Below are 12,900 nucleotides of genomic sequence, written 5' to 3' on the forward strand. Positions count from 1 at the left end.
ACTTAATGTATTTATAGAATTATATGATTTATATATGGTGTGGCGGGGAGGCAGATTGCCAGGTTATGGAACAATCAAATTGAGGCAGGTTGCCAGAATCACAAACTGTCCGGGCGCGAGTCATGCCATTTACACATTTCCTTTCCGTAGCGCGGTTACCGACGAGTAAAACTCTTGACTATCCCTTCGCCCTGTTAACAAAAAAGCCGCCCATCGGGGGCGGCCTGGTAACACGCTACATCACTTAGAATGACCAGCGGAGATTGGCGTTCACGGCGTTGACACGGGTGTCGGAACCGATTTGCCCTTTATAACCGACATTCAGCGTCGCTGAGTGCGGCAGTGTAAAGCTGACGCCCACGTCGCCTACCAGCATATCCTTGTCAACCGGGTTACCTTCGCTCGTGAAGCCGTCGCTGCCAGCAAACGCCATACGCGAAGAGGCTTTTCTGTCACCGTAGGCGTGCTGCCAGCCTAACGAGCCGTAAAGGCTGACGTTTTTCGGCAGTTCAGTCACCGCGCGTGCGCCGAGCGTCGAGAAGAAGGTATCAACCGTGTCATTACGCACGCTCAGGGCTGCAGCACCGCCGTTCTCTTTGAAGTCATCCGTGTTCAGACGGATATAGCTCAGGTTAACGAATGGCTCGATATTTTGCTCCGGCTGACCGAAGCGGTAGCCTGCTTCGGTGAAGGCCTGCAGTGAGTTGGCGTCGTAATTGGCACTCAGGCGATCCGAGTAGCCGCTGAAATCAACCTTACGTTCGGCGTCAATTTTATGCCAGGTGTAACCCAGTGAGCCACGCAGGGAGAACGCGTCCTGACGCGCCGCTGCATACAGGCCGAGATGGTAATTATCGATATCCATTGAGGAGCGACGGCTGTCGACATCGTAATTTCCACGGCTGTAACCGAAGAAGCCACCCACTCTTACGTTATGACTGTCCAGCTTACGATCGGCACCCAGCAGGAAGCCCGCAGTGTTACCGTCCAGCTTACCGGTATTACCGTCGCCGTCGGTTTTCACCCAGGAGCCGAATGTCTGTCCCCACACACCATTGTTCTGTGCAGGGGCGGACTGGGCAAATGACATGGCCAGCGGCGGGATCGGCAGCGTGTCATTGTCGAATGAACTCGCCATGCGCTGATTCAACACGTTAAACAACTGAGTGCTGCCCGCGATAAGCGTGGACTGAACGGAAGGGTAAGCTTCGCCCGAGAGCTGATTGAACGCGTCGCGTGCTTCCGGTGCGCTTAACATCAGCAGCGAGTTATAGAGTGCCAGCGATGGGCCGCTTTGTGTGAGGGTCGAGAGCGCGCCTGCGGTATTCCACTGGTTGCTCGTTTGTGCCACTGTCTGGAAGATGCCCGGTTTGCCGCTGCCGGGGTTGCCCGTGCCCGGATTACCCGGATTCTCGCCGCCGGGATTACCCGGATTCTCGCCGCCCGGATTACCCGGATTCTCGCCGCCCGGATTGCCCGGATTCTCACCGCCCGGATTACCCGGATTCTCACCGCCCGGATTGCCCGGATTCTCACCGCCCGGATTGCCCGGATTCTCACCGTTCTCTTTCTGCGTGATGCTCAGATCTACGGCATTCGCGCTCTGATTCAATGCCACATCCAGGAAGGCGGATTTAGAGACTGCAGAGGCGAACTGACCATCAATGCCGCCTGCCGAGTTGAGAATGCGATAGACCTGGCCGGTCTGGTAGCTGGTCTGCGGATCGAGTGCGGTGACCTGCACGGTAGCCTGATTGCTGATGGTGGTTTTACCTTCCACGTTCAGCAGATCGCTGCGCCCGTCACCGGTAATATCGACGTCATAGAACGACTCGCCGATAAAGTTCAGGTAGCGTTTCAGCGTCAGGGTGCCGATGCCGCCATCACCCGGGGAAATATGACCGCCGGAGAGGATCTCCGTTTGCCCGAGGGTGCCGTTGCCGCCAAGGGTGCCGCCCGCTTTAATCGACGCGGCGCTACTGTAGCCAAGGCCGTTGCTGACGTCACTCCCGGCGGTGGCGTTGAGGATTAACGTCCCGCCGTTTTCCGCACTCAGGGTCTGGATATCAAAAATATTGGTTTCAGGCTGCGTGTTGATATCACTGGCAATAATGATTTTGCCGCCACGGGCGAGGACATTCGCTTTGAGCCCTGTCAGGTCGCCGCTGAGTGTCGTTTGCCCCGAGGCGTTGATGACATCACCTTCGCCACTCATGGTATTAGCGAACAGATAATTATCATCGGTGTGATTGAAGTAGACGTAGCTGCCGAACAGCCCACCGCGCAAGACAACTGCCGTCTGGGTATCAATGGTGCCCGCGCCACCGGCTTCGCCCAGCGTGGGTTCGGTAAGGCCGGTGCCGGTATCTATATTGCCGCGGCTACCGATAACCAGCGCTCCGCGGTTGGAACCCGATCCGGTATCACCCAGTACGATCGCGTTACTGCCTGCGGAGATCACCGCCCCATCCACCGCTGACACGACGCCGTTACCGTAATCGCCCACGAGGATATTGCCACCGCTGGTGAAGCGGGAATTATTGCCCGCGACGTATAACTCGGCGGTTTTGCGCGTACCGGAAACACCCTCGACCTCAATGCTGCCGACGTTAACTGCGCCGCCGTTGAGCACGTCGAGATCGCCGTTGAGTGTCAGTAACTGGGTGACGTTCCAACGGGAGTTTTCACCCGTCACTGTGGCTTTTGGGTTCAGCTTGTCCGTTTCATCCGGATCGTAGCCATCGCCGATGCGTGCCTGGAGGTTGGTGGTAAGGGTCGCGCCATCCTCGATTGAAACGGTGGAGCGTGAACCTGCGGCGGTGCCGACGCTCAGATAGTTGCTGGTGACGCGAGAGTTCGCGCCAGTAGCGATAAGGTGGCTGTCATAGCCCCGGGTGGTGCCCACCACAATCTCTTTCGCGCTGGCCAGCGCGCCATTTTCGACCCGTAGCGTGCCGAGGCCAAGGTCCATACTGCCGTGCAGTACAAACTGGTCGTTCAGGGCGTTCAGCTCAGCATCCGGTCCGCTGACCGTCACCGTGCTGTTGAAAATCTGACCGTTATAGAGCCTGCCGATATTGACGTTGTAAGCCGTTATTTTCCCGTTATTGATGAGCAAGTTGCCGCTCTGCGTGCGGCCCACATAGACATCGTCGGTATAGACTAACGACTGCGTGACCTGGGTATCGCCGTCAAAAATCACATCGGCAGCCCGGGTATCCTCGGGCATCAATAACATCAGTGGGGCAGAGAACAGAGCGAGGTAAAGTTTAGAAAGTGAGGTTTTCACTTTTAATTGGTGCGAGAAATTGTCATTCACGTGCTATCTCCAGATTGATTAACGTGATGTCGCGAAGGTCATTGTTTTATAGAGATTAAATTCACTGACTTGTATGACGCTTTATTTCGCGAATTCAGGCGTGCAGGTAAATTATCCGGCGAAGCGAAAACCTATAACTCCCTGGTTATTACGCTGCGGCGGGTGAATATAGAGAACGGCAATAACGTTCTCTGCGACAGATTATTTATGGGTAACAACCGGCGTACAGGTTGGTGCGCTCAGGGTTGGCGCAGAGCCTAAAATTCCCGGCATCATCATGGATGAACAATCAAAAATACGGCCCTTTTCTGTGGTCGCGCGATAGGTAAGTTTTTGCCCGCCCAGCGCATCAGGCTGAGCGCCATTCACCTGGGTAACGGTAATTTCATCGGATGATCCCAGCCCCAGCATTTTTGCTGTTTCCGCCTGTAGCAGTGGAATAGCCTGATCGGTTTTCAACGTTGAACAACCCGCTACCATAATTGTAACGGCAAGTGCGATGAGAGGTTTTTTCATAAATTATCCTTGTAATCAGTCCGTATCGATTGCGCTATGGCAAAACATTTCTCTTTTTTAAGAACTGAAATAAGATATTTCTCTTTTCTGGAATTCAAAACCCTCCTAAAGTAGGGAGTGTTGTTGATATGGAAATTGGCAGAATATCGCCCTTTCCACTCACCAAAAGGAGATACCTTTGGGAAAATATTATGCATTGGTTATTGATGACCACCCTTTGGTCGGCAGCGGAATTGCCAATTTTCTGACGTCCCATTTAGGGTTCAGGTCAGTCATGGTGGTGGCTGATGAGGAGAGCTGTCATCGGCATATTCGCGACAATGGCCCTCCAGACCTGCTGATCATTGATTTCTGGCTTTCATCTTCTACCGCACTGAAATTACTAAAAGAAATTAAGAACAACTTTCCTAAAGTGCGTTTACTGGTGGTAAGCGGCGACGAAAATAATGATATCTGGATGAAGGTACAGAGTGCCGGGGGGCATGGTTTTGTACTGAAAAACGAGGCGCCGGAATTATTTGGCGAGGCAGTTCAAGCGCTTATGAATAATCAGACATGGTTTCCGGAGCCTCATGCTGAGATAAATGGAAAAGACAGTGCTATATTGCAAAAATTTAACTTAACGCCACGTCAGGGAGAGGTTTTACAGATGATGATGCGTGGATTGCCAAATAAAAGAATCGCTTCGCAACTTTCAATATCAGAGCCTACGGTTAAAGAGCACATCAGCAATATTTTAAAAAAACTGGGCGTTAATACGCGTGTGGAAGTCATTACGCTGCTTCATGGCCAGCGGGAAGAGACCTCATGAAATGGATAGCCGATGTGGATAATGGCGCCATTTCATCGCGCGCACAGATCCGTCTGCTCAATAATACTTTTATCCGCCTGGTGTTCAGCTTTACCGCTGTGCCTTTTGTCGGCATTCCATTTGCAATCTGGATATATTGGCTGGGGGGAAACACCGGGCCAACCCTTGTCTGGATCGTTATTTACCTGCTCTGTGCGGGGTTAATCAGAATATGGCACCGACGCTATCAGCGGGAAATCAAAGAAAATAACGCAGATGATGTTCTGCGCCGCTGGCTGCCGAATCTTAATAAGGTCGCCTTCGCTCACGGGATGGGTATTTCTTCGCTTTACCTGATTACCCCGCAGAACCAAAACTTTGATTTTTTCCTGCTGCTGAATATCAGCATCGCTGCGATTGTCGCCGCCAACGCGACGCATTTAACACCGGTCATCAGTACCTTTAAACGCTTTTTTTTCTCTTCATGGGGATTTTTAAATCTCGGCATCATCTGGCGTATGGACGATGTGATGTTGATCGTTCTGATGTTGAACCTGCTGTACGGTTTTGCTATCTACCGTCATGCGTTAACGTCGCATGCCTTTTTTATTCAGCAGGCCAGGCTTGAAGAGGAGAGTGCGCGTCTGGCAGAACAATTTCGCCAGGCAAAAGAGGAGGCTGAGCAAGCGCTGCGCGATAAAAACCAGTTTCTGACCACCGCCAGCCACGATCTGCGCCAGCCCGTGCACGCCATGGGTTTTCTTATTGAGGCGATTATTCATAAAAACAGCAATGACGCGCTGATGCCGCAGTTGCTGGACTTGCAGCAAAGCGTGCGCTCCGTTCAGTTGATGTTCAATTCGCTACTTGATCTGAGCAAGATTGAATCGGGCAATATGATGACCACCACAACCCATGTGGACATCGGTGCGCTGTTGGATTCGGTCATCACGCTGTTTCGCGAAGAGGCAAAAAGCCGGGGACTGAAGCTCCGTACCTGGCGGCCTGCCCGGCGCATCTATGTGATGGGCGACCCGCTGCTGGTGCGCCAGTCGCTGATCAATCTGATCCAGAATGCCCTGCGCTACACGCCGCGAGGGGGCGTGCTGGTGGCGATTCGCCCGCGTGGTGAAGAGTGTCTCCTTGAGGTGTGGGACACCGGGGTGGGCATCGCCGATGACGAAAAAAACAAAATCTTCTCTCCTTATTACCGCCCCGAACTGGCGTGGAAAATTGACAGTGCCGGGCACGGCCTCGGGCTTGCCGTGGTGGCGCGCTGTGCGAAACTAATGAACGTCACTTACGGTATGCAGTCTATAGAGGAGAAAGGTTCCCGCTTCTGGATGCGCTTTCAGCAGCATCATGGAGAGAGTAAAGCGCTCGATCCCACCCCAGCCAGCGACGCCGTCGCACCGGTCAGCCGCCGCGCATCGCTACGGGGAAGCTGCCTTGTGGTGGATGACGATCCGCTGGTCACCTCCGCCTGGGAAAGTCTGATGAGCAGTTGGGGGATCGTTGTGCGCTGCGCCGCCTCCGCCGAAGAGGCTTTTGCCATTGTCGACGGGGGATTTACTCCAAGCGTCGTGCTGTGCGATCAGCGATTGCGCTCGGGTGAAAGCGGTTTTGAGATCCTCAAGGCGCTGCTTGAACGCCTGCCAAAGGTCAGCGGAGCGATGGTCAGCGGCGAGTTCAACTCTCCGGTACTGCGCGACGCAGAAGAGGAGGGGTATCTGGTGCTGCGCAAGCCGCTGGAGCCTGCAACGCTGCATGCTCTGTTAACACAGTGGTCGGCCAGCCAGTAAGCGGCGCGCGATCGGCAAAAACGGAGAGGGGAGACAAGTCTCCGCCGCTTAGAAATAATTTATTCCAGCGTCAGGATAGCAGATATTTAATACTGTAATCTGCCTTGCGCTTTATCTGACAGGGAATGGCTTTCTGGGCGAAGGGGACCTGGAATGACGACGTTAATTACCGGGAACCCTCGTGCACGGGTTCCCGGTGTGTTACGGAGCGATTAGCGGCCCGTATTAAAGAAGGCCACGGTTTGCGTCAGCCGCCGGGTTTGTGCTTCCAGAGCGCTGGCAGCGGCAACGGCATGCTGAACCAGTTGGGAGTTCTGATGCGTCACCGAGTCGATTTGTACGATCGATTCATTCACCTGACTTATCCCGATACTCTGCTCATCGGTCGCCACCGAAATTTGCGACATGATGTCTGAAACACGCTGCACGGCTTCAATCATCTCGTCGATATGGCTTCCGGCGGTTTTGATCTGGGTAGAACCGCTGTTGACTCGCGCTACCGACTCTTCGACCAGCACTTTTATCTCCTGTGCGGCTTGAGAGCTGCGCAGGGACAGATTTCGCACTTCACTGGCCACTACAGCAAACCCTTTTCCTTGCTCACCGGCACGCGCTGCCTCAACGGCTGCGTTCAGCGCAAGAATGTTGGTCTGAAAGGCAATGCTATTGACCACCTCAATAATGTTGGCGATTTTACCGGCGCTTTCAGAAATGCCACTCATGGTGCCGTTCACATTCTGCATCATCACGCCGCTACGCGAAGCGATATCCACCGCACCTCGCGCCAGCTCGCGCGCCTGCCCGGCATTTTCTGCGTTTTGTTTTACGGCGGCGGTAATCTCTTCCATACTGGACGACGTTTTTTCCAGCGACACGGCCTGCTGTTCGGAATGTTCAGCGATCTCCTGGTTTCCGGCGACGATTTCATGGGTGCTAGTGTTAATGACTTCCGCGACGCCCCTGATCTCCGCGATAACCGAGGTCAACTGCTCGCGCATGACTCCCATTTCATGTACCAGACTTTCGTTATCGTTGACTTTCTTGTTCACCGCCTGCGACAGGTCCCCGGAGGCGATCCGCGAGACGACTTCTGCGGCATAACGCGGTTCACCACCGAGCGTTTTCAGCGTGCTGCGATTAATGGAATAGACAAGAATCGAAAGTACAAGGCTGATGACAACGAATTCAATCATATTCTGGTAAAGCGAACTCATAAACGCTTGCTGAATATCATCGACATATAACCCGGTAGTGATTATCCAGCCCCACGGTGTCCACGGAATACTGTAGGCAACTTTAGGTTGCGGCTCTGTTTCACCGGGGCGCGGGAAAATATACTGCGTGAAACCGGCGTTATCGTTTTTGGTTACCGCCACCATATCCCGAAAAATATAAACCCCATTTGCATCGGAAATATCTGGTCCTTTGCCAATGAGCGCGGCATTTATCGGGTGCATGATGACCTGCGCCTGGTTATTCAGAATGGTAAAATAACCGGTTTCACCATAACGCAAATCTTTAATAGTCTGAAGGGCCCGTTGCTGTGCCTCCTCTTGTGAAATCAATCCTTTGTCGGCAAGTGCAGCCTGCGTTTTTACAACGTTAAGGGCTAACTGCGATACATGCATTAACTCCCGTTCTCGCAATGTGAGCTGGTTCTCTTTAATTTTTACAGAGCCGAAAAATAACGTTCCGGCAAGACATAACAGCGCGACGATGAGTGGGATCCACAGTTTCTGGGCAAAGGATAATTTCATAGCATGCTAACCTGTTGTTGTTTTATATGGTTGGTTTAGCGTCGGCAACCCTGGTATCAGACCGCGCTATATCTTTTATCGGGAATTAAAGAAAAGAAATTAATCGATAAAATCGATATAAATATTAAATATGTTCCTTTTTTGTTATAAAGAAATTAACTGCTTGGTAAATAAAGAGTTAATATTAGTAACGCGGTTGACGATTTTTATGTCATGAAGATAAATATGAGGGCGATCACACTAATATTTTTAGTGGGATTAAAGTTATTTAATAACAAGCGAAATAGGGAGTGTCAGGGGAGATGAAATGGTATAAAAAAACCCCAAATCAAATCATTCAGGGTTTTCACAAAAGCCATTAACCTCACAAACGATTAACGGTTTTCTTCAATGTAGCGCGCCAAATCCGCAGGGGTTTTCAGCACGGTGGCGACTTCGGTCGGCGGGATCATGCAGCCGTAAACGTCCTGCACTTCCAGCACCAGATCGACCGCCAGAATTGAGTCGAGAATGTCAGACTCAATCAGTTCATCATGAAAGCCCACTTTACGGGATAACACTTTTTCAAACAGGGCGAGAATTTCTTGTTCCATAATAGTTTCCTGGCTAATTAATTCGTGCGGGCATGGGTGTCCAGCAATTTACGATCGATTTTGCCGTTCGGATTAAGCGGCAATGCATCTTTAATAATAATTTGTGACGGCACCATGTAATGGGGGATCACTTTCGAAAGGGATGTTTTGATCACCTCCGGTGCCAGATCCGTCACGCAGAATGCCGCAATTCGCAGAACACTTCCGCATGATTTCATCAGCGGCAGCACTACCGCTTCACTGATGCCGGACATCGCCAGCAGGCGATTTTCAATCTCGTTGATTTCAATACGATAACCGTTCAGTTTGATCTGGCTATCGTTGCGGCCCTGGCAGTAGATAAGACCGTCTTCATAACCCAGATCGCCGGTTCTGTAACCGCGATATTCTTCACTTTCGCGTCGCAGTAATTTTGCCGCGTTTTCTTGCGGCAGGCCGAGATAACCACGCATCACATTTTTACCCCAGATGATCAACTCGCCATCGGTGGTAATTTCCATGTGGGTGTCCGGCATCATTACGCCAACGGGCAGCAGCGGGTTGTCGTTATTGAGAATTTCATCGGTGATTTCAACCACCGTGGTGGCGATAGTCGCTTCCGTTGGGCCGTAGGAGTTAAGGATTTTGGCCTGCGGGAAACGGCGGCGTAACTGTTTTACCAGCGCTTTATTTAATACTTCGCCAATGAAGATAAAGACATTCAGTTCAGGCAGATAGTCGCTATTAAACTGGGGCGACAGCAGGCGCTGATAGGCAAAAGAGGGGGTGGAAACCCAGACGGAAACATCGTTCGCTTTCAGGCGATCCAGCCAGTTTTCCGCCGCGATATCTTCTTTCGCGTTCAGCACAATGTGCCCGCCAGTAGCCAGATTCGCCAGCAGCGGGATCAATGAGAGATCGAAGCTGAACACCGCGTGGTTCATCAGCACCGGTTTTTCCGGCAAGGAAAAGTCCTGACTTACCCACTTCATAAAATGCCATACGCTTTCACGCCCGATCTGCACCCCTTTCGGTTTTCCGGTGCTGCCGGAGGTGAACATGATGTAGGCGAGATCTGGCTCGGCCAGTACCTGGCCGGTTATGCCGGTCGCGATAAATTTTTTCGCGGCCACATCGTAATAGAAGGGGGCATTGGCGAGCTGGCAAATCTCTTTGAGACGCTCCTGCGGATAGATGCAGTCCACCGGAATGTACGGAATGTTGTGCAACAGGCAGCTATAGAGCGCGACGGCAAATTCCGCCTGCTGATGCCCGTACAACACCACCGGCGTACCGGCAGATTGGTTGCATTGTTGGTAACGTTGCGCCCAGTCAGTAACCGCGACGGAAAGCTGCTGCCAGGTGATGGCTTCATCGCTACCGCTGATCGCCAGTTGCTGAGGGGACGCGGGATCGCGTAATGCCGCACGCAAGAAGTCTTGTAGTTCCAGAAGTTCGGAGTCATTTTTCATAAGGGAGACATTCCACTAAAGATGTAAAGGGAGGCCGCGGCGCTTCCCAGCGTCAAAATTCGTCCCACAAAGACAGAAACCGGATGTTGAAGTCCGTTGCTCAAAGCCGGATGGCGTTTGGCAAACCATTGCAGCATGTTGTGAACAACGGAAATGGCGCCAAACAGCGCGCCGCTAATGACATAGTGTCGTTCGAGTCCATTCCATGCCCCCATACAAAACAGGGTGCAGAAGATGCCAATATTTTGCGCCAGCGTTTTGTTCTGGCGGAAAAAGTTGTGCTTCATCAGATTCATATAAATCGGCATAAAGACCACATCCCTCAGCCATTCAGAGAGGCTGATGTGGAAGCGGCGCCAGAAATCCTGCGGGGTTTTCGCCAGAATCGGCATATTGAAGTTTGCCGGAATGTTCAGGCCAAATAAGCGGCCCGCCCCGATAGCCATGTTGCTGTAACCCGCAAAATCAAAGTAGAGATAGGCGCTGTAGGCAATCGACATCACCACGCCCACTTTCAGGGTAAACGCTTCATGGCTCCACGGCTGAACGACCAGAGTATCGACCAGCATGGCGAACAAGAATTTCTGGATAATCCCGGTAATAATTTGCTCTAAAGCTACTAAAAACTGCTCACGAGTCAGCGTGAAAACCGGCTTATTGATATCCGTCATCCAGGTCCGCCAGCGGTACATCGGGCCGGCCAGGATAATAAACGGCATAAACAGGTAGCAGAAATAGTGCAGAAAATTCTGGCCATCCTTTTTACTGCGGTACAGCAGCACATCGATGGCGCGGAAGGTCATAAAAGAGAGCCCGATCATGCCCCAGTGGTTGTTCAGATGTAATTTCACCAGAAACAGCGGCAGTAACGTTAATGTGACCGCCTGCCAGGTTTTTAACCAACCTTTCTCTTTTAATGTGACAAGAATATAAAAACTGAAGAAGACTGCCGCCGGGACAATATAGTCGCCTTCGAAGATATACCCCCAGCCTAAAGCCGCCAGCACGGAAAAAGCGGATATATATGTCAGCCGGTAACGCAATACGCGGTTAACCAGCGCAAACACCAGCGCTGATGAGAACAAATAGAAGAAAAACATGCCTGAGCTGTACATTATTCGTCCTCAGAACTTTTGATATTCAAAATGCAATTGCAAACTCATGCTGTCATCCACGGAGGTCCACGCGACAATGGTTATCGCCAGCAGGAGATAAAGTAAAAACAGGCGAATGGCGGTTTTCATCATTTAAAGTTCTCCGCGATAAAGCGAACCATAGGAACCCATGCCGTTTCCGATGGGTGCAGGCGGTCCCAGTTCCAGCCGTTTTGATACGGCATCGCATACATATCTAAATAAGGCACCTGATTTTCCGTCAGGATTGCCTGAATTTGTTTATCAACCGGCTGAAACGTATTGGTATTGGTCAGCGCCCATGGGTTAATCGGGTCGACAATCGCAATCACCTGTACATGGCGCTCTTTCAGGAGCTTGATGGTGGCGCGGAAAACCTCGATTTGCTTCGGCACGACAGGCGTGTCATCCCACTGCTCAGGGGTATCCCCGGCCTCATAAATCGCCTTGTCCATCCACATCGTGGCTGCACTTTGCTTGCGCGCTTTATTGAGTTCACGGGCATTCGCCAGCTCTTGATCCCAGTCGGGCATCGTTATGTTGCCAGGCTGTGCGGGCCAGGGTTGCGCGGCAGGCTGCGGCTCAATATTGAGCAGGTCCAGCCAGTCGTTTTTTATCATGGTGCAGAAGTTGGCAAACTGATAGCTCACCTCTTCCCAGATCAGGTCCGGATGCCAGCCATAAATGGCCATTTCACCAAAACTCAAATGGCTGATATCGTCCGCTTCAATATGTTTTAAGTAATTGACCAGCAAAGGACGAGCCTGCTTGTCTTTCATTAATGGATCGAAAATTGAACCCGGAAAATTATCCGCAAAGATCGCCGGAGGAAGCCCATTTGAATAAAAGCTATCCGGTGCAAGGAGCAACACTACTTTACTGTTTGCGTTAAGGCTGTCTTTAAAACGGGAGAACAGTAAAAATTGTGTGACGTCGTCGACATAACTATCGCCATATGCCACTAAAGGTCTGTGCAATTGCTTATTGAAGTAATTATAGACGGCGTAATGTTCATTTTCGGAAGTAGAAACTTCTGACGCCCCGATAAAGAAAATTGCATTCCCTTGTAATGCATGGGAAATGGTGGCTATTTTTTCTGCTTGCTCTTTTGGTGTGCCTTCCATCGATTTAATCAGCGGCTGGAATTTAAGCGGCGGATCAAAGCTCGTCACCACCGGGTGAACGCTCAGGACCAGGATGGCAAGGAGAGCCATCAGGATATGTAGGCAGAGAGTATTTTTGATTTTCATTATCATTATAAAAAAGTAAGACTACATGACATTAACTTGTTTAAAATTTGTTGTTTCTTAGCGTTACAACAAATAGACAACAATTGGGACAATGGGTATTTGGACTTTATTCCAATCTATCTTCTTTGACATTCTATACCAGGTGCATCTGAAAAGATGAGCATTGCTGTGTAACGGTATGTACAGCGTTAGCGTGTTAATAATAAGCACTGCATCCAGGAAGATAAGGGCTTGCCGCGACTGACATTTCCCTTGTTACTGCGAGTGGTAATCAACAACGATAAAAGCG

At 51.2% G+C, this 12,900-nt stretch carries 10 protein-coding genes; 2 read left to right on the forward strand and 8 right to left on the reverse strand.

Features of this window, described 5'->3' with window-relative positions; all coding sequences use genetic code 11:
* Positions 1–244: 244 nt before the first annotated feature.
* Positions 245–3,319, reverse strand: a complete 3,075-nt coding sequence (locus tag ABU190_RS24900; protein WP_354692655.1) for an autotransporter outer membrane beta-barrel domain-containing protein — start codon at positions 3,317–3,319, stop codon at positions 245–247.
* A gap of 201 nt (positions 3,320–3,520) precedes the next feature.
* On the reverse strand, positions 3,521–3,835 hold the full coding sequence (locus tag ABU190_RS24905; RefSeq protein ID WP_041852341.1) for a hypothetical protein: 315 nt from the start codon (positions 3,833–3,835) through the stop codon (positions 3,521–3,523).
* 178 nt (positions 3,836–4,013) lie between these two features.
* On the opposite strand from ABU190_RS24905, the gene ABU190_RS24910 reads away from it, so the two are divergent.
* Both ABU190_RS24910 and ABU190_RS24915 read left to right on the forward strand, forming a co-directional pair.
* Complete coding sequence (locus ABU190_RS24910) at positions 4,014–4,646, forward strand: response regulator transcription factor (protein WP_354692656.1); 633 nt, start codon at positions 4,014–4,016, stop codon at positions 4,644–4,646.
* Positions 4,643–6,427, forward strand: a complete 1,785-nt coding sequence (locus tag ABU190_RS24915) for a hybrid sensor histidine kinase/response regulator (RefSeq protein WP_354692657.1) — start codon at positions 4,643–4,645, stop codon at positions 6,425–6,427. The genes ABU190_RS24910 and ABU190_RS24915 overlap by 4 nt, the downstream gene beginning before the upstream one ends.
* A gap of 212 nt (positions 6,428–6,639) precedes the next feature.
* Here the strand turns inward: ABU190_RS24915 and ABU190_RS24920 are convergent, their stop codons facing one another.
* The 6 genes from ABU190_RS24920 to ABU190_RS24945 form a co-directional block, all read right to left on the reverse strand.
* On the reverse strand, positions 6,640–8,184 hold the full coding sequence (locus ABU190_RS24920; RefSeq protein WP_354692658.1) for a methyl-accepting chemotaxis protein: 1,545 nt from the start codon (positions 8,182–8,184) through the stop codon (positions 6,640–6,642).
* A 374-nt stretch (positions 8,185–8,558) separates the two neighbouring features.
* The gene (locus ABU190_RS24925) at positions 8,559–8,777 is read right to left on the reverse strand and encodes an acyl carrier protein (protein WP_041852336.1); all 219 of its coding nucleotides are present in this window, start codon (positions 8,775–8,777) and stop codon (positions 8,559–8,561) included.
* A gap of 17 nt (positions 8,778–8,794) precedes the next feature.
* Entirely contained in the window at positions 8,795–10,228 is a 1,434-nt protein-coding gene (locus ABU190_RS24930) for an AMP-binding protein (RefSeq protein WP_354692659.1), read from the reverse strand.
* Positions 10,225–11,343, reverse strand: coding sequence for an MBOAT family O-acyltransferase (locus tag ABU190_RS24935; protein WP_079497896.1), 1,119 nt, complete (start codon positions 11,341–11,343; stop codon positions 10,225–10,227). The genes ABU190_RS24930 and ABU190_RS24935 overlap by 4 nt, the downstream gene beginning before the upstream one ends.
* A gap of 9 nt (positions 11,344–11,352) precedes the next feature.
* Positions 11,353–11,475 carry a hypothetical protein gene (locus ABU190_RS24940; protein ID WP_255423173.1) on the reverse strand — a complete coding sequence of 41 codons (123 nt, stop codon included), beginning with the start codon at positions 11,473–11,475 and terminating at the stop codon, positions 11,353–11,355.
* Positions 11,472–12,611 (reverse strand): D-alanyl-lipoteichoic acid biosynthesis protein DltD, encoded by a 1,140-nt coding sequence (locus ABU190_RS24945; RefSeq protein WP_354692660.1) that lies wholly within the window; start codon positions 12,609–12,611, stop codon positions 11,472–11,474. Before ABU190_RS24945 ends, ABU190_RS24940 begins: the two co-directional genes overlap by 4 nt.
* Positions 12,612–12,900 lie beyond the last annotated feature (289 nt).

It is taken from the genome of Phytobacter sp. RSE-02 (assembly GCF_040578655.1).
Lineage (GTDB): Bacteria > Pseudomonadota > Gammaproteobacteria > Enterobacterales > Enterobacteriaceae > Phytobacter > Phytobacter diazotrophicus.